The 20,303-nt window shown below is 67.9% G+C and carries 18 protein-coding genes; 13 read left to right on the forward strand and 5 right to left on the reverse strand.

The genetic code is table 11. The annotated features are described in order from the left end of the window. Positions 1-96: 96 nt before the first annotated feature. Positions 97-2,145, reverse strand: coding sequence for a M3 family metallopeptidase (locus KHB019_RS00720; RefSeq protein WP_337457893.1), 2,049 nt, complete (start codon positions 2,143-2,145; stop codon positions 97-99). A 78-nt stretch (positions 2,146-2,223) separates the two neighbouring features. Here KHB019_RS00720 and KHB019_RS00725 point away from each other — a divergent pair, with 78 nt between their 5' ends. Next, positions 2,224-2,841, forward strand: coding sequence for an ArsR/SmtB family transcription factor (locus KHB019_RS00725; protein WP_230102957.1), 618 nt, complete (start codon positions 2,224-2,226; stop codon positions 2,839-2,841). Beyond that, positions 2,838-3,071: a hypothetical protein gene (locus KHB019_RS00730; RefSeq protein ID WP_230102956.1), complete on the forward strand. Its 234-nt coding sequence runs from the start codon at positions 2,838-2,840 to the stop codon at positions 3,069-3,071. Before KHB019_RS00725 ends, KHB019_RS00730 begins: the two co-directional genes overlap by 4 nt. A 1-nt stretch (position 3,072) precedes the next feature. Here KHB019_RS00730 and KHB019_RS00735 read toward each other — a convergent pair whose 3' ends face one another. Together KHB019_RS00735 and valS are read right to left on the reverse strand one after the other, a co-directional pair. Further along, a complete protein-coding gene (locus tag KHB019_RS00735) occupies positions 3,073-3,288 on the reverse strand; it encodes a hypothetical protein (RefSeq protein ID WP_230102955.1) in 216 nt (71 codons plus the stop codon). Then, positions 3,288-5,879, reverse strand: coding sequence for a valine--tRNA ligase (gene valS / locus KHB019_RS00740; RefSeq protein WP_337457894.1), 2,592 nt, complete (start codon positions 5,877-5,879; stop codon positions 3,288-3,290). Before valS ends, KHB019_RS00735 begins: the two co-directional genes overlap by 1 nt. Positions 5,880-6,049: 170 nt before the next feature. Between valS and KHB019_RS00745 the strand changes: the two genes are divergently transcribed. The 4 genes from KHB019_RS00745 to KHB019_RS00760 are packed head-to-tail and all read left to right on the forward strand — an operon-like array spanning position 6,050 to position 10,923. After that, on the forward strand, positions 6,050-7,672 hold the full coding sequence (locus KHB019_RS00745; RefSeq protein WP_337457895.1) for an ABC transporter substrate-binding protein: 1,623 nt from the start codon (positions 6,050-6,052) through the stop codon (positions 7,670-7,672). 7 nt (positions 7,673-7,679) lie between these two features. Continuing rightward, positions 7,680-8,633 carry an ABC transporter permease gene (locus KHB019_RS00750; RefSeq protein WP_230102952.1) on the forward strand — a complete coding sequence of 318 codons (954 nt, stop codon included), beginning with the start codon at positions 7,680-7,682 and terminating at the stop codon, positions 8,631-8,633. Further along, complete coding sequence (locus KHB019_RS00755) at positions 8,630-9,442, forward strand: ABC transporter permease (RefSeq protein ID WP_230102951.1); 813 nt, start codon at positions 8,630-8,632, stop codon at positions 9,440-9,442. Before KHB019_RS00750 ends, KHB019_RS00755 begins: the two co-directional genes overlap by 4 nt. After that, on the forward strand, positions 9,439-10,923 hold the full coding sequence (locus KHB019_RS00760) for a dipeptide ABC transporter ATP-binding protein (protein ID WP_230102950.1): 1,485 nt from the start codon (positions 9,439-9,441) through the stop codon (positions 10,921-10,923). Before KHB019_RS00755 ends, KHB019_RS00760 begins: the two co-directional genes overlap by 4 nt. An 8-nt stretch (positions 10,924-10,931) precedes the next feature. Here the strand turns inward: KHB019_RS00760 and KHB019_RS00765 are convergent, their stop codons facing one another. After that, on the reverse strand, positions 10,932-11,582 hold the full coding sequence (locus tag KHB019_RS00765) for a pentapeptide repeat-containing protein (protein WP_325472172.1): 651 nt from the start codon (positions 11,580-11,582) through the stop codon (positions 10,932-10,934). 39 nt (positions 11,583-11,621) lie between these two features. Here KHB019_RS00765 and KHB019_RS00770 point away from each other — a divergent pair, with 39 nt between their 5' ends. From KHB019_RS00770 to ndk, 7 genes are all read left to right on the forward strand, one after another. Then, complete coding sequence (locus KHB019_RS00770) at positions 11,622-11,774, forward strand: CopG family transcriptional regulator (protein WP_230102948.1); 153 nt, start codon at positions 11,622-11,624, stop codon at positions 11,772-11,774. Next, positions 11,771-12,463 (forward strand): hypothetical protein, encoded by a 693-nt coding sequence (locus tag KHB019_RS00775; RefSeq protein WP_230102947.1) that lies wholly within the window; start codon positions 11,771-11,773, stop codon positions 12,461-12,463. The genes KHB019_RS00770 and KHB019_RS00775 overlap by 4 nt, the downstream gene beginning before the upstream one ends. Before the next feature lie 195 nt (positions 12,464-12,658). Further along, the gene (locus tag KHB019_RS00780; protein ID WP_337457896.1) at positions 12,659-13,513 is read left to right on the forward strand and encodes an endonuclease domain-containing protein; all 855 of its coding nucleotides are present in this window, start codon (positions 12,659-12,661) and stop codon (positions 13,511-13,513) included. Between the two features lie 360 nt (positions 13,514-13,873). Beyond that, positions 13,874-17,218 carry an isoleucine--tRNA ligase gene (gene ileS / locus KHB019_RS00785; RefSeq protein WP_337457897.1) on the forward strand — a complete coding sequence of 1,115 codons (3,345 nt, stop codon included), beginning with the start codon at positions 13,874-13,876 and terminating at the stop codon, positions 17,216-17,218. Further along, positions 17,211-18,563, forward strand: coding sequence for a bifunctional folylpolyglutamate synthase/dihydrofolate synthase (locus KHB019_RS00790; RefSeq protein WP_337457898.1), 1,353 nt, complete (start codon positions 17,211-17,213; stop codon positions 18,561-18,563). Before ileS ends, KHB019_RS00790 begins: the two co-directional genes overlap by 8 nt. Continuing rightward, positions 18,560-18,985: a DUF4233 domain-containing protein gene (locus KHB019_RS00795; RefSeq protein ID WP_337457899.1), complete on the forward strand. Its 426-nt coding sequence runs from the start codon at positions 18,560-18,562 to the stop codon at positions 18,983-18,985. The genes KHB019_RS00790 and KHB019_RS00795 overlap by 4 nt, the downstream gene beginning before the upstream one ends. 1 nt (position 18,986) lies before the next feature. Next, positions 18,987-19,403, forward strand: a complete 417-nt coding sequence (gene ndk / locus KHB019_RS00800; RefSeq protein WP_230102942.1) for a nucleoside-diphosphate kinase — start codon at positions 18,987-18,989, stop codon at positions 19,401-19,403. 54 nt (positions 19,404-19,457) lie between these two features. Here ndk and KHB019_RS00805 read toward each other — a convergent pair whose 3' ends face one another. Next, entirely contained in the window at positions 19,458-20,069 is a 612-nt protein-coding gene (locus KHB019_RS00805) for a vitamin K epoxide reductase family protein (RefSeq protein ID WP_325472167.1), read from the reverse strand. Positions 20,070-20,303: the final 234 nt, after the last annotated feature.

Raw genomic sequence — 20,303 nt, forward strand, 5'->3', positions numbered from 1 at the left:
GACCCGCGCCGGCACGACGCAGAATGACACGAATCTCGCAGCGAATTGTGAGATCTCTGCGAAGTTCGCGCTTTCCCGCGAAGTTCGAGCGGCGCGTCAGCCGAGCCCGCGGCGCTTGAGCAGGGGAGTGATCTCGGCATCCCGCCCGCGGAAGTCGCGGTAAGCCTCCAGGGGGTCCTTCGACCCGCCCACGCCCAGCAGCCGAGCACGGAACCGGTCGCCGTTCTCACGCGTCAGTCCGCCGTTCTCACGGAACCACTCGACGGTGTCGGCGTCGAGCACCTCGCTCCAGATGTACGAGTAGTAACCCGCGCTGTACCCGCCGGAGAACACGTGGGCGAAGTAGGTCGACGAGTAGCGCGTCGGCACCGCGGGGTTGTCCAGCCCGATCTCAGCCAGCGCCTCGGTCTCGAACGCGACGACATCGGTCACGGCATCCGATGCTCCGATCCGATGCCACGCCTGATCCAGCCATGCCGCAGCCAGGTACTCGCTGGTGTCATGCCCTTGGTTGAAGGTCTCGGTCCCGCGCAGCCGCTCGACGATCGCGGCGTCCAGCGGCTCGCCGGTCTCGAAGTGGCGGGCGTAGTTGTCGAGGACTTCGGCCCACAGGATCCACATCTCGTTGACCTGGCTGGGGAACTCGACGAAGTCGCGGAACACGTTCGTCCCGGCGAAGTGCGGGTAGTTCACCGTGGCGAACAGGCCGTGCAGCGCGTGACCGAACTCATGGAACAGAGTGGTGACCTCGTCCAGCGTCAGCAGCGTCGGCTGGCCGTCTCCGGGGCGCGCGACGTTGAGATTGTTGACCACGACGGGAGCGGTGCCGCGCAGTGACGACTGGCTGACGATCGGGTTCATCCACGCGCCACCGCGCTTGGAGTCGCGGGTGTACAGGTCGAGAACGTACAGCCCGAGTGCCGAACCGCCCGGGTTGAAGACCTCGAAGACGCGAGCGCCGGGGTGATACGCCACGAGGTCGTCGCGCTCGGTGAACGTCACGCCGTACAGCTGCGTGGCGGCGTAGAAGACTCCGTCCTGCAGTACGCGCTCAGCCTCGAACCACGGGCGCAGTGCCGCCGTGTCGATGTCGTACGTCGCTGAACGCACCTTCTCGGTGTAGAACGCCCAATCGTGCGCCTCGAGTGCGAACGGCTCCGCCTCGGTGTCGTCGATGATCGCCTGGAGGGCCGCCTGCTCCGCGCGAGCGTTGGATGCCGCGGCCGGAGCGAGACGGTGGAGAAGATCCGCGACGGCTTCCGGAGTGCCCGCGGTCTCATCGGCGGTCACGTACGCCGCGTGCGACGAGTAGCCCAGAAGAGCCGCGCGCTCGGCGCGCAGGGACACGATCTCGGTCAGCACGGTGCGATTGTCGTTGCTGTTCCCGCGCGTCGCGCGCGAGCGGGACGCCTCCATGATCCGTCGACGGCTCTCGCGGTTCGTGAGAGAGGCGAGATACGGATGCCCCGTGAACAGCGGCAGCGTGATGAGGAAGCCGGTCTGATGACCGCGATCGGCCGCGGCGCGAGCTGCGGCTGACAGCTCCCCGTCGGCGAGGCCATCGAGGTCCTCTGCGGTCTCGAAGTACACGGCCAGGTCGTTGGTGTCGGCCAGGAGGTTCTTCTCGAAGGCCGTGGTGAGCGTGGAGAGCTTCTGGTTCAGGGCCGTGAGTCGCGACTTCGCGTCGTCGTCGAGCCCAGCGCCTGCGTGGGTCATCTCGCGGAAGTGGCGCTCGACGAGGTACCGGCTCTCCGGATCGAGGGAGAGGTCGCCGAGCTGCTCATGCACGGTCTTGACCCGCCAGTACAGCTGGGCGTCGAGTCGGATCGCATCGTCGTGCGCGGCCATGAGCGGCGCGAGCTCTTCGTCGATCTCCTGTATCTCGGTCGTGGCATCCGCGGAGCTCACCGTGTAGAAGGCGTGCGCGACGCGATCGAGCATGGCACCTGCCTGTTCGAGCGGAACCACCGTGTTCTCGAACGTCGGCATCGACCTCACCCTGGTGATCGCGGAGATCTCGGCCAGGTGCTCCTCGAACGCGAGCTGGAACGCCGGAATGTAGTGCTCGGGGCGTATCGCCGCGTAGTCGGGAAGTGCGTAGGGGAGAGCGGAGGGCGAGAGGAGCGGGTTCGCGGCTTCGGTCATCCCCCGAGCCTAGGGCCGGCTTCTGAAGTTCACAAAGAAACACTTGCAAAGAAAGCTTTGCAAGGATATCTTTGCACTATGACCGAGAACGAGAAGGCCGCCGCGAGAGAACGTCGCGTTCTGGATGCCGGGGCACTGCGTGCCCTGTCGCACCCGCTGCGCGTGCGGATCTTCGACATCCTCGCGAATGAAGGGCCTCAGACGGCAAGCACCCTCGCCGAGATCCTCGGGGAGTCTTCCGGCGCCACGAGCTATCACCTCAGGGCTTTGGCCCGGCAGGACCTGATTCGAGAGGTCGAGGGGGAGCGCAGCGGGCGCGAGCGCTGGTGGGAGCGGCCTGAGGGCGGCATCGTCTACGACTCGCGCGCAGTGCAGGGGTCACCAGCCGGCGAGGCTGCTCTGCAGGTCGCCGTCGCCGAGATCCACCGTCGGCGCCACGAAGAGCTCATGGAGTACTTCAGCGGGCGCATCGACAAGGAGCCGGAGGAATGGGCTGACGCCAGTTCATCGATGACGAGCGGCATCAGCATGACGGCCGAGCAGACCACAGCTCTGATCGAGAAGCTCGAGGCCGTGATCGATGAGGCCGCAGACACTTACCGCGGCCAGAAGGGGGAGGGCGTCCGCCGCATCAGCGTGCGCGCCGATGTCTTCCCCCTCGCCAACCACACGAACACGAAGGAGACCGCATCATGAGCGCAGTTGCCATCACGCGCACGTATGCCGTACCGCGCGGCGCGACAGCACTCGAGCGCTGGTCGATCAGGATCGCGGGAGCCGTCACCCGTTGGGCGACGGCACGCGCCGAACGTCGGCTGGATCGCCATGAAGCCATGCTCGCCGCCATCCAGGCCGAGCAGACGCAGAAGGCAGATCCGCGTGCGGCGGACCGGATGCTGGCGCAGATGGGCGCGCCGCGGCGCTGAGTCAGTCCTGGAACTCTCGGGCGATGACCTCGCCCGCGGCGTCCTGCAGGACTTCCCAACCGGCATCCAGCTCGGCGATGGGGCGGCCCTCGAGCCAGGTCAGCGTCCAGTAGCCCTCGACGCCGCGACTCTCGACCTCCGCGATCGCAGGCAGCAGCGCGGCGGGGACGGATGCCGGAGCATCCGCTCCCGCCGCCCAGCGCGTACCCAGCTGCATCAGTTCTCCTCCACCGGGGCCAGCACGATCTCCGTGACGGCGAACTCGTCGCCCTCCACGATCTCGAGCTCCGCGATGCGGCCGACCGCGCTGAGGTCACCGGCGGCCGCGCGAAGCGTCTCGAGCGAGTCAGCAGGGACCGCGATGACGGCACGTGAGACCGGAGTCTTCTGCGATGCCTTCGCCTCGGTCTTCGCGCGGCGGATGCCGATCAGGGCGGCGCTGGCTGTGGAGAGCACAGCCGGGTCTCCGCCGGCGAGCGAGCCGGCCTCTGGCCAGGCGGCCGTGTGGATCGAGCCCTCCTCGAACCAGCTCCAGGCCTCTTCGGTCGCGAACGAGACGACGGGTGCGAGCAGACGCAGCAGCGTCGACAGAGCGATCCGCAGGGCGAGGGCCGCCGACGGTTGTCCGACGTCCGTCTGGTCGTACGCGCGTTCCTTGACGAGCTCCAGGTAGTCGTCGCAGAAGGTCCAGAAGAAGGACTCGGTGACCTCCAGCGCGCGGGCGTGGTCGAACGCGTCGAACGCCTTCGTCGCCTCGGCCACGACCCCGTCCAGGGCGGTGAGCATCGACGCATCCAGAGCATGCGTCACCTGCGCGCCCTCGGGCACGGGGAACGACAGCACGAACTTCGCGGCGTTGAGGATCTTGATCGCCAGGCGGCGACCGATCTTCATCTGCGTCGGGTTCTGCGGATCGAACGCGGCATCCACGCCGAGACGGCTGGAGGCTGCCCAGTAGCGCACCGCATCCGAACCGTGCTTCTCGAGGATGTCGGCCGGGGTCACCACGTTGCCCTTGGACTTCGACATCTTCTTGCGGTCGGGGTCGACGATGAAGCCGGACACGGAGGCGTGCTTCCACGGCGACCGCGCGTCCTCGAGGGTCGACCGGAGCATGGTCGAGAAGAGCCAGGTGCGGATGATGTCCTGACCCTGTGGGCGCACGTCGAAGGGGGCGACGAGGTTCCACAGCTCCTCATCGCGCTGCCAGCCACCGGCCAGCTGCGGGGTGAGCGACGACGTCGCCCAGGTGTCGAGAATGTCGACCTCGGCCTCGAAGCCGCCTGCGACGCCACGTTGGTCCTCGGTGTACCCGGCCGGCACGTCGATGGTCGGATCGATCGGCAGCTGCTCGGGCGAAGCCATCAGAACGCGGTCGAAGTCGCGCTCACCGTTCTCGTCGAGTCCGTACCAGACCGGGATCGGAACGCCGAAGAAGCGCTGACGCGACACGAGCCAATCGCCGGTGAGGCCGCCGACCCAGTTCTCGTAGCGCACGCGCATGAAGTCGGGGTGCCACTGCAGCTCACGGCCGTGAGCGATGAGCTGATCGCGCAGATCCTCGTCACGGGCGCCGTTGCGGATGTACCACTGGCGCGTCGAGACGATCTCGAGCGGGCGATCGCCCTTCTCGAAGAACTTCACCGCGTGGTTGAACGGCTTCGAGACCTCGAGCAGCTCGCCGGACTCCTCGAGCAGCTCCACAATGCGCTTCTTGGCGCTGAAGACGGTCTTGCCTGCGAGCTCTGCATAGGCGGTCCTCCCCGCCTCCGACTCGATCGCCTCTGGGGCATCGGCCACGACGCGACCGTCGAGGCCCAGGATCGTCCTGATCGGCAGGTCGAGCTCGCGCCACCAGACCATATCCGTGACGTCGCCGAACGTGCAGACCATGGCGATGCCGGAGCCCTTGTCCTGCTGGGCGAGGTGGTGGGCGCGCACGGGCACCTCGACGTCGAACAACGGCGTACGGACGGTCTGACCGAAGTACGGCTGGTAGCGCTCGTCGTCGGGGTGTGCCACGAGCGCGACGCAGGCTGCGAGCAGCTCGGGGCGGGTCGTCTCGATGTGGATGTCACCGGATCCATCGGTCGTGTGGAACGCGATGCGGTGGTACGCGGCCTGCTGGTCGCGGTCCTCGAGCTCTGCCTGGGCGATCGCCGAGCGGAAGTCCACGTCCCACAGGGTCGGTGCCAGCGCCTGGTACGCCTCGCCGCGCTCGTGGTTGCGGATGAAGCCGAGCTGGCTCTGCCGGATGGTCTCGTCCGAGATGGTGCGGTAGGTCTGGGTCCAGTCGACGCTCAGACCCATCTGGCGGAAGACGTCCTCGAACTGCTTCTCGTCCTCGATGGTGAGGCGCTCGCAGAGCTCGATGAAGTTGCGGCGGCTGATGGGCTGCTGGTCTGCGGCTTTCAGGCTCTTCGCGTCGCCCTGGAAGGGAGGGGTGAACTCGGCGTCGTAGGGGAGCGTCGGGTCGACGCGCACACCGTAGTAGTTCTGCACGCGGCGCTCCGTCGGCAGGCCGTTGTCGTCCCAGCCGATCGGGTAGAAGACGCTCTTGCCGCGCATGCGCTCGTAGCGCGCCTTGACGTCGGTGTGCGTGTACGAGAACACGTGGCCGATGTGCAGAGATCCGGATGCCGTCGGCGGAGGCGTGTCGATCGAGTACACACCCTCACGACCGAGCTCGGCTGCGCGCAGGCGATCGAACAGGTACGTGCCCTGCTCGGCCCAGACGCCGTCCCACTTCGCTTCGAGACCTTCGAGGACCGGCTTGTCGGGAATCTGGTTCGGTGCGGACGCAGCCATGAAGGTCTCCTTGAGCGATGTATGCGGCACGGTGTGTACGTGCCTGAGTGTGTGGGATGTGCTCAACAGTCTACCGATCCGCCTTCTTCACCGCGTGACCCGTAAATCGACCGCGTCCAACAACCACCGGTAGACTGGACGGACCCCCTTTCACCTTCCTGAGGACTCGCATGCCCACTTCGCTCGTGCGCCGTATTCTGCCAGTGACCGCCTTCGTCGCGGCATCCGCTCTGCTGCTCAGCGCATGCGCCGGCCCGGCGGGCGAGTCCGCCGACGGTGATGGGACGGGCGAGGTCGTGTGGGCGATCGAGGGCGCGAACCTCGCCGCCGGTCACATGGACCCGCAGACCAGCCAGCTCGACGTCTCCGGCATGGTGCAGCGCGCGGTGCTCGACTCGCTCGTGTTCCAGGAGGCGGACGGCTCGTTCTCGCCGTGGCTCGCGAAGAGCTGGGAGGTATCGCCCGACAGCACGACGTACACGTTCGAGCTGCGCGACGACGTGACCTTCCACGATGGCGAGCCGTTCAATGCCGAGGCCGTGAAGGCGAACTTCGACCGGATCGTCGCTCCAGAGACCGCCTCCAAGCAGGCGGCCAGCATGCTCGGCGCCGACTTCTACGAGGGCACCACCGTGAAGGGCGACTACACCGTCGAGGTGAAGTTCAGCCAGCCGTACTCGCCGTTCCTGCAGGCCGCGAGCACCGCGAATCTAGGCTTCTACTCGCCGAAGGTGCTGGAGGAGTCGGCGGACCAGCTCGCAGCCGGCGGCCCGGACATCAACGTCGGCACCGGCCCGTTCGAGCTCACCGAGTACACGCCGGATCAGGAGCTCGTGTACACCCGCAACCCCGACTACACGTGGGGTCCGGACGGTGCGGCTGCTGCGAAGTTCGAGACGCTGCGCGTCGAGCTCCTGCCCGAGGCATCCGTGCGCGCCGGCGTCGTGGAGAGCGGCGAGGCGGACCTCGCCAGCAACATCCCGCCGAACCTCGCCGTCGACATGCCGGACACGCTCACAGTCGACTCCGTCGAATACCCGGGGCTCCCGTACTCGCTGTACCTGAACGAGAAGTACGGCGTCTTCTCCGACGAGAAGGTGCGGCAGGCGTTCGCCCGCGGCATCGACATCGACGCGGCGGTGGAAGAGATCTACTTCGGGCAGTTCCCACGGGCATGGAGCATCCTGGGCTCCACCACACCCGGCTACGACGCCTCGCTCGAGGACTCCTGGCCCTTCGATCAGGATGCCGCGAACGCACTGCTCGATGAGGCCGGTTGGACCGACCGCGACAGCGACGGCATCCGCATGAAGGACGGCAAGCGCCTCTCGGTGCGCTGGATCGCCTGGACGCCGGTGCCCGACGACAAGGCCGCTCTCGGCAACGCCATCCAGTCCGACCTCGCTCAAATCGGTTTCGAGGTCGAGCGCGAGGTGCTCGAGCCCGGCGCATACAACGCGCAGTACGAGCCGAAGACCTTCGATCTCACGGACTGGGGCTTCTCCGGCGTCGACGCGGATCTGCTGCGCAGTCACCTGCACACCGATGGCTTCCAGAACGCCTCGCAGGTCTCCGATCCCCAGATCGATGCGCTGTTGGAGCAGGGAATCTCCACCAGCGACGTCGACGCGCGGGCCGCGATCTACCAGCAGCTGCAGGAGTGGAACGCCGAGTACACCGCGATCGTTCCGCTCTACAGCCCGTCGCTGATCACCGCCTCGAACGACACGATCTCAGGGCTCGAGTACGACCTGTACGGTCGCCCGCTGTTCTATGAGGTCTCGGTCGGCTGATCCGGTCGTGAAACCGCTTCTCGTCCGGATCGCGGGGCTCGCGGCATCCGTCGTCATCGTCCTGTGGGGAGCCGCGACGCTGGCTTTCCTCGCGTTCCGGGTGATCCCCGGCGACCCGGTGTCGGTGATGCTCGGGCCGCAGGCTCAGGTGAGTGAGGCGGTCAAAGACGGCATCCGCGCCGAGTTGGGGCTCGACCGTCCGCCGTTCGAGCAGTATCTCTCGTATCTCGGCCAGCTCGTGCAGGGAAACCTCGGCGAGTCCTACCAGCTCCGGATGCCGGTGGGCGAGGTCATCGGGCGACAACTGGGCTCGACGCTGCAGCTCACGGCGCTGGCGCTGGGCATCGCCGTCGTGCTCGCCCTCGCCGTCGCGCTGTTCGTCCGTGGACGGGTGGGGCGCGGCGTGGTGGCCGGACTCGAGCTCATCGTGCTGTCGTCTCCCGTGTTCTGGATCGGCCTCCTGCTGCTCAGCGTGTTCGCGTTCGGTCTCGGGTGGTTCCCGGTGTCCGGCACGCGCAACCCCGCGACGATCGTGCTGCCGGCGGCGACTCTCGCGCTGCCCGTCGCCGCCCTCCTCGGGCAGGTGCTGCGCGATGGCATCGAGGCTGCGGAGCGTCAGCCGTTCGCGACGACGGTGCGGGCGCGCGGAGCCGGTCAGGTACGACTGACGGCTCACCACACCCTGCGGCACGGGGCGGCCGGTGCTCTGACGCTGACCGCCTACCTGGTCGGGTCCCTGCTCGGCGGCGCCGTGCTCGTCGAGACCGTGTTCGCGCGGCCTGGGCTCGGGCGTGTGACGCTCGCGGCGATCTCCGACCGAGACCTGCCCGTGATCACCGGGATCATCCTGTTCAGCGCACTCGTCTTCGTCATCGTCAATGTGATCGTCGAGCTGCTGCATCCGGTGCTCGATCCCCGTCAGCGGCGCGCCGCACCCGCTGCGCCGGAGCTGCGCCGATGAGCATCGCACGTCGCATATTGTTCTGGGCAGCGTTCCTCCTCCTGGCGGTGGTCGCCGCGATGGCGCTCGTGCCGGGCATCATCGCCCCGGCCGACCCGCTGCAGACCGATGTGCGGGCGGCGCTGCAGGCTCCGAGCGCCGCGCACTGGTTCGGAACGGATCAGAGCGGTCGCGACGTGTTCGCCCGTGTCGTGCACGGGGCTGCGCGCTCGGTCGGGATCGGCCTGCTCGCAACCGGCCTCGCGCTGATCGTCGGCCTGATTCTGGGGTCGTTGTCGGGGATCGCTCCGCGCCCCGTCGACGCTGTCGCCATGCGCGTCAACGACGTGCTGATGGCGTTCCCGGAATTCCTCGTCGCCTTGGTGGTGGTCGCGATCCTCGGCCCCGGTCCTGGGAAGGTCGCTGTGGCGGTGACGATCGCAGCCGTCCCCGTGTACGTGCGGTTCGCGCGGGTGCAAACGCGCACGCTCGCGCTCGCCGAGCACGTCGAAGCCGCGCGCATCCTCGGAGTGCCGAGAGCGCAGGCGTTCACCCGGCACGTGATCCCCGGCGTGCTGGGATCGCTCAGTGTCCTCGCGACGATCGGCATCGGTTCGAGCATCCTCGCCGTGGCAGGGCTGAGCTTTCTGGGGCTCGGGCCCACCGAACCGGTTCCGGAGTGGGGACTCATGCTCTCCGGTGGGCGCAACGTGCTCGGCACCGCGTGGTGGATCGCCGTGTTCCCGGGGATCGCGATCACGCTCACGGTCATCGCCGCGACGATCGTCGGGCGCACCCTGCGGGCGCGGGCAGAGGGGCGGACGTCGTGAGTGCGCTCTTGGTGCAGGACCTGTCCATCTCGATCGGCGGCCGGATGCTCGTCGACGGGGTGTCGTTCGAGGTCTCGCCCGGGGAGTGCGTCGCGATCGTCGGCGAGTCGGGCGCCGGCAAGTCGCTGACGGCATCGGCGTTGCTGGGCCTTGCTCCTGGGCACGTTCGGGCGGCTGCGCTCACGGTGGACGGCGTCGACGTGCGTCGCTTCTCGGAGTCGCAGTGGCGTGGAGTCCGCGGCGATCGGATCGGCCTCGTGTCGCAGGACGCCCTGGTCTCGCTCGACCCGCTGCGGAGGGTCGGCGCGGAGGTCACTGAGCCGCTCGCCATTCACTCGCGACTGTCACGGGCCGCGCGCCGCGCGCGGGCGCTGGAGCTGTTGGAGGCGGTGGCGATGCCGTCACCAGCTGAACGTGCGGCGCAGTACCCGCACGAGTTGTCCGGGGGGCTCCGGCAGCGCGCTCTGATCGCTTCGGCGCTCGCGGGAGAACCCGCCGTACTCATCGCGGATGAGCCGACCACCGCCTTGGATGCCACCGTGCAGGCGCACGTGCTCGCTCTGCTGCGAGACATCGCGGATGCCGGCACCGCCGTGGTCTTCATCAGCCACGACTTCGCCGCGGTGCGCCGTGTCGCCGATCGTGTGCTCGTCATGCGCGATGGTCGCGTGATCGAGCAGGGAACGGTGGCGCAGGTGCTCGAAGAGCCGTCGGAGGACTACACGCGAGAGCTCATCGCCGCCACGGACCACGAGCCGCGCGGCGACCGGTTCGGTCTGGGCGAGGCCGTGCTCACCGGGATCGGGGTGTCGAAGTCGTTCGCGGGCGTCCCGGCTGTCGTGGATGCGTCATTCACCCTGCTGCAGGGGCAGACGCTCGGCATCGTCGGCGAGTCCGGCTCGGGCAAGACGACGCTCGCACGGATGATCGTCGGCGTAGAGCGACCGGATTCCGGTGCTCTCCGGTGGGCGGGGGAGCACCGCGTGCAGCTCGTGCATCAGAATCCGCTCGGGGCGTTCGACCCGCGGTGGACGATCGGCCGCTCGCTGCGCGAGGCCCTCGAGGCCGGACAGGTGCCGCGAGCTCAGCGTGCGGCGCGGGTGGCTGCACTGATGATCGAGGTGGGTCTCGCGCCGGAGCTCGCCAAGCGTCGCCCTTCCGAGCTCTCCGGCGGCCAGCGGCAGCGTGCGGCGGTCGCGCGGGCGCTCGCCGCCGAGCCGGATGTCCTGGTGCTCGACGAACCGGTGTCAGCCCTGGATCCGTCGGTGCGCGAGAAGGTGCTGCAGTTGCTCGGGCGTCTGCAGCGCGAGCGGGGGCTGACGATGATCTTCGTCTCGCACGATCTCGGTGTGGTCGCCGCGGTCTCCGATGACGTGCTCGTCATGCAGCACGGCGAGATCGTCGAGCAGGGGCCGGTCGCCGCTGTGTTCGCAGCTCCCCAGCATCCCTTCACCCAGGAGCTGCTCGCCGCCGGCCGCTAGGCCTCGCGTCAGTCCAGGATCTGGATTCCCAGCCCCGTGGCGATCACCGGCGCGAGCTGCTGCACCTGGAACGTCGTCAGCGTCGTTCCTCTGAGGCTGTTCGCATCGGTGAAGGCGATCGCATCCAGGCCGCGCAGGTCGACGTCGGTCGCTCGCAGCCCGCGAGGATCCACCTCATCGCTGCGGCAGCCCTCGAAGCCCACCCGCGTGAGCTCGGCCTGCGGCATGTCCAGAGTGCGGATCTGACAGCCGGCGATCAGCACGTCCGTCGCTTTCGCCCCGCCGACGTTGAGGTAGTCGACGCGCAGGTCGCGCAGCTCGAGCTCGTCGATGCGCGCGCCGCTGAGGTCGAGCGTGCCGATGCGTCCGCCGGTGATGCGGAGCCGGCGAAGGCTCGCGTTGCGCATGGGCATGGATGCCGCGCGCACGTCGCGGATGTCGACGTCGAGGAGCGTGGCTCCGGTCAGATCGAGCAGATCGACGTCCGCGGCGATCACGCACTGCTCGAGCGTCGAGTGGGCGAGGTCGGCGGTTCCTGCGAGCTCGAGGCGGGCGGCGATCAGGTCGGCCCCTCGTCGGGGATCAGCGCTCGCGAACTCATCCGGAAGGTCGGGAGGTGAGACCCGAGGGGCCGTGGGGGAGCCTGTGGTGCGAGCCATGTCTTCGAGCGTAACGGTTCGGGATGCTATATTGCTAGCATGCAAGCATCCGAGCCGAGAAAGGCGCAGTTCAACGTGTATCTGCCCGCCGACATCATCCGGGCGGTGAAGCACCGGGCGATCGATGAGGGCACGAGCCTGTCGGCGCTGGTCGAGGCGGCCCTGCGCGGTTACCTGGAGGAGCGGTCATGACTGTCGTTCAGCAGATCCTGTACACCGAGCAGCCTGAGCGGTGGTGGCCTCTCGCAAAGGCGCTCGGTTTCGTTGCACCGTTCGCTCCGACGCCGGAGTGGGGTGAGTTCCACGCCGACGGAGTTCTCGCGGTGCACGGCGCGACGCCGGAGCATCGCCCTGGAGGCGTCGACGTCCATCTCGTCGTCGCAGACCTGGATGCCGCAGCATCCGCCCTCGCGTCATTCGACGTCGAGCGCGCCGTGATGGACGGCGTGGGCGAGATGCTCATGGTGCGCGCAGCATCCGGCATCTCGATCACGGTGTCCGAGGGTGCTGTCCAGGCCGGAGTCGGCGCCATCGCCGTGCAGCCGATCTGGTTCCAGGAGGACCTCGCGGAGCCGCGGGCGATTCTGGAGGCACTCGGATTCCGCGCCGGGATCACATCTGATCGCCCTGGCTGGGTCGAGATGCTCGGCGACGGCGGATCCATCGGGCTGCATACCGGCGAGCCGCGTATCGGTCTGTCGTTCGAGGCGCGCGGTGATCTCGACGCGCTGGCCGCTCGCTTGCAGGATGCCGGATTCGAGGCATCCGTCGTCGATGAGGCGTTCGCGCGCACCATCCGCATCCCCGATCCCGATGGAGGGGACGAGATCTGGATCAACGGCGTCCAGGACGACCTGCACGGCTACCACCGGGAGGGCTGAGCTCGACGTACGACAGCAACTCGCAGGACAACCGCAAGTTCGCAGGAATACCGCTGAACTCTGCGAAATTCGTGGCGTTCTGCGAACTCACGTCCTGTGCCGACCTGTTCTGCACAGCAAGACCTCGTACCGGGCTTCGCACTATCCGCGTGTTCTCGGCACCTGGCAGGATGTGCGCGGTGGCACTCTCGGCGGATGCATCCACGATCAGAACAGGGAGTCGCTGAATGCGTCGGCGAGCTCGGCGGCGTCGCACGCGTCGCCGCACTGCACGACCGGGGGCATCGCCGTGCCGAGATCGAACGGGCTCTTCGTGATGGAGCCCTCACGCGGATCCGGCAGGGGTGGGTGGCGACGCCGGATGCTTCGCCTCAGCTCGTCTCAGCCGCGCAGCACGGTGTCGTGCTTTCGTGCGTGACCGCGGCCCGGCGTCTCGGGATCTGGGTGCACGAGCAGAACCCGGGTGCGCACGTCGGCGCGACACCGGGCAGCGCGGGAGGGAAGCCGGAGAGCGTGCGCGTGCATTGGGCGAAGCCGCTCGTTCCTCGGCATCCGGATGCTCTTGTGGACCCGATCGAGAACGTGCTGGCGATCGTGGCAGAGTGCGCGCCGTTCGAGCAGGCGCTCGGAACATGGGAGTCCGCGCTCAACAAGGAGCTGGTCACCCTCGAAGCCCTGGCGAACCTGCTGCTGCGACCGGCGGCGAGGCGTTTGCTCGCCGAAGCCCAGCCGTTCGCGGATGCGGGTCTGGAGACCTACTTGCGTCCTCGGCTGCGGTGGCTCCGCATTCAACTGACCATCCAGACATGGATCGCCGGTCATCGGGTCGACGCGCTCCTGGGCGCGCGGCTTGTGCTCCAGATCGACGGCAAGCACCACGTCGGTGCGCAGCGCAGTGAGGATATCCGGCACGACGCCGAGCTCCGCCTCATGGGCTACCACGTCATTCGCATCAGCTATCCGCAGATGATGTTCCAGTGGCCGCAGGTGCAGGATCTGATCATGAGGGCGGTCGCTCAGGGTCTGCATCGCGCAGTTCGACGCGCGTGAGGCATGACTGGCGCGAGGTCTCGCAGTGACGCAAGCGCTCACAGGGGCGCAGCACGTCGCAGCAATGCACTTTCTTCGCAGAGTCTCCGCGCAGATCTGCGAGATAGGTGGTGTTCTGCGAAGTTCCTGCCGGCCGAGATGCCGCGTACAATGGATGCACCAGCTTTGATCCGGCCATCACCGGGGAGCTCTCGGAAGAACGGCCGCGAGGCCCAGTAGAACCGAGCGGGGCAGGCCCGTCATCGCCGCAGTGAGAGTGGCAGCGCCGCGAGGCGCAGCACGCGAGGTGGTACCGCGGTCCTTGTGGAACAGAGGATCGTCCTTGCAAGCAGCATCCGCCCACGACACTGCGAGCTATAGATGACCTACCCCCGCAACACCTCCGCCTTCGGCCCAGCCGCCTCCCCGCGCTTCCCCGAGATCGAGCGCGAGGTCCTCGACTTCTGGAAGAGCGACGATACCTTCCGGGCATCCATCGCGCAGCGCGACGGTGCAGACGAGTGGGTCTTCTATGACGGCCCTCCGTTCGCCAACGGTCTGCCGCACTACGGTCACCTGCTCACCGGGTACGCCAAGGACCTGTTCCCGCGCTTCCAGACCATGCGCGGCAAGAAGGTCGATCGCGTCTTCGGGTGGGACACGCACGGCCTCCCGGCAGAGCTCGAGGCGATGAAGCAGCTCGGCATCACCGAGAAGAGCGAGATCGAAGACATGGGCATCGATGTCTTCAACGGCAAGGCCCGTGACTCCGTCCTCGCGTACACCGAGGACTGGAAGGACTACGTCACCCGCCAGGCGCGCTGGGTGGACTTCGATCGCGGCTACAAGACGCTCGACCTCGGCTACATGGAGAGCGTCCTGTGGGCGTTCAAAACCCTGTACGACAAGGGCCTCGCGTATGAGGGGTACCGGGTGCTGCCGTACTGCTGGCGCGATGAGACCCCGCTCTCCGCCCATGAGCTGCGCATGGACGACGACGTCTACCAGGACCGTCAGGACCCCTCCGTCACCGTCACCTTCCCCCTCACCGGCGTGAAGGCAGAGACTCTCGGCCTCACCGCGGTGCGGGCTCTGGCCTGGACGACCACACCGTGGACCCTCCCGACCAACCTCGCCCTCGTCGTCGGCCCCGACATCGAGTACGTCGTGATCCCCGCCGGTCCGAACGGCGCGGCCGACATCATCCCCGGTGACGATGTCGCCGAGAGCGACGCGCACCGGTACCTGATCGCCCGCGATCTGCTCGGGGGCTACGCCAAGGACCTCGGATACGAGTCGGCCGATGACGCGCTCGCCGCGGTCTCGGCATCCCACCGCGGAGTCGACCTCGAGGACGTGACCTACGACCGCCTCTTCGACTACTACGCCGACGCCGAGACGTGGGGCACCGAGAAAGCATGGCGCATCCTCGTCGACGACTACGTCACGACCACCGACGGCACCGGCATCGTCCACCAGGCTCCCGCCTACGGTGAGGACGACCAGCGCGTGACGAACGCGGCCGGCATCCCGACGATCCTGTCGCTCGACGACGGCGGCAAGTTCCTCTCCAGCGTCACTGACGTCGCTGGCCAGTTGTGGATGGACGCGAACCGTCCGCTCATCCGCCTCCTCAAGGAGAACGGGCGGATGCTGCGCGAGCAGAGCTACGTGCACTCGTACCCGCACTGCTGGCGCTGCCGGAACCCTCTGATCTACAAGGCCGTGTCGAGCTGGTTCATCCGCGTCACCGACATCAAGGACAAGATGCTCGCGAACAACGAGCAGATCACCTGGGTGCCGGAGAACGTCAAGGAGGGTCAGTTCGGCAGGTGGCTCGAGGGCGCCCGCGACTGGTCGATCAGCCGCAATCGCTACTGGGGCTCACCGATCCCGATCTGGAAGAGCGACGACCCCGAGTACCCGCGCGTCGACGCCTACGGCTCGCTGGAGGACCTCGAGCGCGACTTCGGCACGCTGCCGCGGAATCCCGAGGGCGAGATCGACCTGCACCGTCCGTACATCGACGATCTGACTCGGCCGAACCCGGACGACCCCACGGGCCAGAGCACGATGCGCCGCATCGAGGACGTCTTCGATGTGTGGTTCGACTCCGGCTCGATGCCGTACGCGCAGGTGCACTACCCGTTCGAGAACCAGGAGTGGTTCGACTCGCACTCGCCGGCGGACTTCATCGTCGAGTACATCGGCCAGACCCGCGGCTGGTTCTACGTCATGCACGTGCTCTCGACCGCGCTGTTCGACCGCCCGGCGTTCACGGGTGTCAGCTGCCACGGCATCGTGCTCGGCAACGATGGCTACAAGATGTCGAAGTCGCTGCGCAACTACCCCGATGTCTCCGAGGTCTTCGACCGCGACGGCTCTGACGCCATGCGCTGGTTCCTCATGTCGAGCTCGGTGCTCCGCGGCGGAAACCTCGCCGTCACGGAAGAGGGCATCCGAGCGGGCGTGCGCGAGTTCCTGCTGCCGCTGTGGAGCTCCTGGTACTTCTTCGCCACGTACGCGAACGCGTCCGGCGAAGGTGGGTACGAGGCGACCTGGCGCACCGACTCCACGGACGTGCTCGACCGGTACATCCTGTCCCGCCTCGGCGAGCTCGTGCGGGACGTGGCATCCGACCTCGAGGGCCTCGATTCCACGACGGCGGCCGCTCGCCTGCGCGACTTCGCCGAGGTGCTGACGAACTGGTACATCCGTCGCTCGCGTGACCGCTTCTGGGTGGGCGCAGAAGGCGGCACAGACGCCTTCGACACGCTCTACACGGTGCTCGAGACGCTGACCCGCGTGGCAGCGCCCCTCGTGCCGCTGGTCAGCGAGCGCATCTGGCAGGGCCTGACAGGTGGACGCAGCGTGCACCTGACCGACTGGCCGGATGCCGATGCGTTTCCTGCGGCGGACGACATCCGCGATGCGATGGATGCCGTCCGCGAGCTCTCCAGTGTCGGCAACGCGCTGCGCAAGAAGGAGAAGCTGCGCGTGCGCCTGCCGCTCGCGCGCTTCACGGTCGTCTCGCCCGTGGCCGACCAGCTCGGCCAGTTCGAGGACATCCTGCGCGACGAGCTCAACGTGAAGTCGGTCGAGCTCGCGCAGCTCACAGACACGACGGCGGCGGAGTACGGCATCAGCCACCGTCTCAGCGTCAACGCCCGCGCGGCAGGTCCGCGCCTCGGCAAGCAGGTGCAGCACGTGATCGCCGGCGCTCGCGCCGGCGTCTGGGAGGAGCAGGACGGCGTGGTCGTCGTCGACGGCATCGCCCTCGAGCCGCAGGAGTACGACCTCGTGCTCGAGACCGCCGGGCGCCCAGAAGGCGAGGCTCTTGCTGTCGTGCCCGGTGGCGGGTTCGTACTGCTGGACACGCAGACGACGCCGGAGCTCGAGGCCGAGGGCATGGCGCGAGATGCGATCCGCGTCGTGCAGGAGGCGCGCAAGAACGCCGGACTCGACGTGAGCGATCGCATCGTGCTCGCACTGAACGTCTCGACGGAGAACGCCGAGGCGCTGCAGGCGCACGCCGAGCTCATCGCGGGAGAGACCCTGGCGGTGGCGTTCGCCGTGCAGGCGACGGACGAGATGGACGACCTCGTGAAGGACGTCACGAGCCCCGGCGAGGGAGTGTTCCGCACCGGCGCCACCGCGCTCGGCTCTGACAAGGCCCCGATCATCGTCACGATCGACTCCAACCTCGAAGGAGCGAGCAATGTCTGACCGCGACCGCGCGGATGCCGTCTACGAGAACCTGCTCGAGCGGGCAGGGGAGCGGTGGGTGCAGCCTCGGAAGGAGCGCACCGCCCGCATCCTCGAGCTGCTCGACGACCCGCAGAAGACGTACCGCGTCGTGCACATCACCGGCACGAACGGCAAGACCTCGACGGCCCGTATCGTCGAGAGCCTGCTGCGCGCGCACGGGCTGCGCACCGGCCTGTTCACCAGCCCGCATCTCGAGCGCTTCACCGAGCGGATCATGATCGACGGCGAGCCCATCGCGGATGCCGCGATCGCCGACGCGTGGGGTGAGATCGAGCCGTTCATCGGGATCGTGGATGCCGAGCTCGAGAAGGCGGGCGACGCACCGCTGACGTTCTTCGAGCTGCTCACCGTGCTCGCGTTCGTCGCGGCATCGGATGCACCGGTCGACGTTCTCGTGCTCGAAGTGGGCATGGGCGGTGCGTGGGATTCCACGAACACCGCCGACGGCGACGTCGCCGTGTTCGCGCCGATCGCGATCGATCATGCCGATCGACTGGGCGACACGATCGCGAAGATCGCCGAGGTGAAGGCCGGGATCATCAAGGAAGGCGCCGCCGTCGTCTCCGCTCAGCAGCCCGCCGAGGCCGCCGAGGTGCTGCGCCGCGTCGCGAGTTCGAAGAACGCGACGGTCGCGTTCGAGGGCGAGGAGTTCGGCCTTGCCGAGCAGAAGCTCGCCGTCGGAGGGCAACTGCTGACGATCCGCGGCCTCGCCGGCGACTACGTCGAGGAGTACCTGCCGCTGTACGGCGCTCACCAGGGTCACAACGCCGCTCTGGCGGTCGCCGCGGTCGAGTCGCTCATCGGCGCCGGTTCGCAGCGCATCGCGGACGACATCGTCACCGACGGGCTCCAGGGCGCGACGTCGCCGGGGCGCCTGCAGCTGCTCGGCATCGCACCGACCGTCGTCGTCGACGCCGCCCACAACCCGCACGGAGCCACGGCGCTCGCGCAGTCGCTCGACGACAGCTTCGACTTCGACGAATGGGGTCTCGTGCTCGGCATCCTCGCCGACAAGGATGCCGCCGGCATCATCGCCCAACTCGCACCGGCCGCGGCTCACGTGTTCGCGACGTCGCCCGAGTCCGACCGTGCGAACGACGCCGACGCGATCGCCGATCTCGTCGAGAGCGCCGGATTCCGCGCGACCGTCCACCCGTCGCTTGCGGATGCCGCGGATGCCGCTCGCGAATGGGCGGCATCGTCCGATCGGCGCGCGGTCGTGATCGCGGGCTCCGTCGTGCTCGCCGGTGAGGCGATCGCGCTGTCCGAGGAGGAGGACTGGAAGTCGGGGTGGCGCGCGTGAGCGAAGCATCCGCCGCCCGTCACGCCCGCGCCCCGCGGACGCTCGTGCAGAAGCTCGCGCCCATCGTCCTCGGCTTCGAGGCGATCGTCGTCATTCTCGCCGGGCTCACGATCTTCGGCCTGAAGTCCCTTCCGGAGAACATCCCGCAGTGGTGGGCGATCATCGGCGGCCTGATCGTCGCGGTCGCCATGATCGCTCTCGCCGGCCTCATCACGAAGCCCTGGGCGATCCCGGCCGGGTGGGTGCTGCAGGCGATCGTCGCGCTGTCCGCGATCTTCGTTCCGGCCATCCTTCTCGTCGTGCTGGTTTTCGGAGGCATGTGGGCGTATGCGACGATCGTGGGGGCCCGGGTGGATGCACGACGTCCAGCCGATGCGAATCCGCACAGCCCAGCCACCGATCCACACACAGAGAGCGACTGACATGGCCACCGAAGAAACCCTCGTCCTCGTCAAGCCCGACGGCGTCGCCCGCGGTCTGACCGGCAGCATCCTCGCCCGCATCGAGGCGAAGGGATACGCGCTCGTCGACATCCGCCTCGTCGAGCCCGATCGCGACCGCCTCGCGGCTCACTACGCCGAGCACGAGGGCAAGCCGTTCTACGAGCCGCTGCTCGAGTTCATGATGTCCGGTCCGTCCGTGGCGATCCGCCTCGCCGGCAACCGTGTCATCGAGGGCTTCCGCTCGCTCGCCGGGACCACGGATCCGACCACGGCCGCCCCCGGAACGATCCGCGGCGACCTCGGTCGCGACTGGGGCCTCGCCGTTCAGCAGAACCTCGTGCACGGTTCGGACAGCCCCGAGTCCGCCGCACGGGAACTGGGTATCTGGTTCTCCTGACCCAGACATGCGACACCCGCCGGTCCTCGTCGAGGCCGGCGGGTTTCGTCGTCTTCAGAAGAGGATGCGAGCCATCTCGCCGAGGAAGTCGATGCCCTTGAGCTGGGCCATCAGCACGATGACCGCGTAGGCGATGATCGTCGCCAGCGGCACCCAGGCCATCAGCGTGCCGGCACGTGCCTGGACCTTCTCGGAGCTGCTGAACGTCCCGTTCCGGAACAGATGCACCACGGTCGCGAAGAAGGTGGGGATCGTGACGGCCCAGGTCACCATGCACCACGGGCACAGCACGATCAGGTCGTAGATGCTCTGTCCGATCAGCCAGCACACGAAGCCGAACGCGAAGAGGATTCCGGCGCCGAACGTCGCCCAGAACCAGCGGGGGAAGCGCGCGCCGGCGAGTACCGCGACCCCCACCACGATCGGCGCCATCCAGCCGGTGAGCCCGAGGATCGGGTTCGGGAACCCGAACGCCGAGCCCTGCCACGAGTTGAGGTTCGTCCCGCACTGGATGAATGCGCTGAGGTCGCAGCTGAGCGACGCATCGGGGTCGCCTAGCAGCACGAACTTCTCCAGCGTGAGCTGGAACGCCGCCCACCAGCCGACGACGCCGGCGATGATCAGCCAGACGGCATAGAGGACGGGGCGGGTGCGCTGCTCGCTCATATCCGGATTATCTCAGCGTCCGCTATGGATGTGGCGTGAGCGAGCCCGTCAAAAGGGCACGAGAGCGCCGGATGCCACGAACTCGCCCACATGGTGCGATAATGGCGTGTGATGCACTAGGCGGCCAGACCGCGGAAGGCGTCGACGCAGACTTCGGGGCCCAATGCCCCTCGCGATCAGAGCCATGAGCCGGTCGCAGACCGATTGAGTTCGCGGCACCCGCGGGTGCCGCAC

This window comes from Microbacterium sp. KHB019 (assembly GCF_037285405.1).
In the GTDB taxonomy this organism is placed as follows: domain Bacteria; phylum Actinomycetota; class Actinomycetes; order Actinomycetales; family Microbacteriaceae; genus Microbacterium.

What these genes read in the sequence shown, in the direction of transcription:
- KHB019_RS00720 (WP_337457893.1), bottom strand. Translation starts at nt 2,145, where the DNA reads ATGACCGAAGCCGCGAACCCGCTCCTCTCGCCCTCCGCTCTCCCCTAC.
- KHB019_RS00725 (WP_230102957.1), top strand. Translation starts at nt 2,224, where the DNA reads ATGACCGAGAACGAGAAGGCCGCCGCGAGAGAACGTCGCGTTCTGGAT.
- KHB019_RS00730 (WP_230102956.1), top strand. Translation starts at nt 2,838, where the DNA reads ATGAGCGCAGTTGCCATCACGCGCACGTATGCCGTACCGCGCGGCGCG.
- KHB019_RS00735 (WP_230102955.1), bottom strand. Translation starts at nt 3,288, where the DNA reads ATGCAGCTGGGTACGCGCTGGGCGGCGGGAGCGGATGCTCCGGCATCC.
- valS (WP_337457894.1), bottom strand. Translation starts at nt 5,879, where the DNA reads ATGGCTGCGTCCGCACCGAACCAGATTCCCGACAAGCCGGTCCTCGAA.
- KHB019_RS00745 (WP_337457895.1), top strand. Translation starts at nt 6,050, where the DNA reads ATGCCCACTTCGCTCGTGCGCCGTATTCTGCCAGTGACCGCCTTCGTC.
- KHB019_RS00755 (WP_230102951.1), top strand. Translation starts at nt 8,630, where the DNA reads ATGAGCATCGCACGTCGCATATTGTTCTGGGCAGCGTTCCTCCTCCTG.
- KHB019_RS00765 (WP_325472172.1), bottom strand. Translation starts at nt 11,582, where the DNA reads ATGGCTCGCACCACAGGCTCCCCCACGGCCCCTCGGGTCTCACCTCCC.
- KHB019_RS00770 (WP_230102948.1), top strand. Translation starts at nt 11,622, where the DNA reads ATGCAAGCATCCGAGCCGAGAAAGGCGCAGTTCAACGTGTATCTGCCC.
- KHB019_RS00775 (WP_230102947.1), top strand. Translation starts at nt 11,771, where the DNA reads ATGACTGTCGTTCAGCAGATCCTGTACACCGAGCAGCCTGAGCGGTGG.
- KHB019_RS00780 (WP_337457896.1), top strand. Translation starts at nt 12,659, where the DNA reads ATGCATCCACGATCAGAACAGGGAGTCGCTGAATGCGTCGGCGAGCTC.
- ileS (WP_337457897.1), top strand. Translation starts at nt 13,874, where the DNA reads ATGACCTACCCCCGCAACACCTCCGCCTTCGGCCCAGCCGCCTCCCCG.
- KHB019_RS00790 (WP_337457898.1), top strand. Translation starts at nt 17,211, where the DNA reads ATGTCTGACCGCGACCGCGCGGATGCCGTCTACGAGAACCTGCTCGAG.
- ndk (WP_230102942.1), top strand. Translation starts at nt 18,987, where the DNA reads ATGGCCACCGAAGAAACCCTCGTCCTCGTCAAGCCCGACGGCGTCGCC.
- KHB019_RS00805 (WP_325472167.1), bottom strand. Translation starts at nt 20,069, where the DNA reads ATGAGCGAGCAGCGCACCCGCCCCGTCCTCTATGCCGTCTGGCTGATC.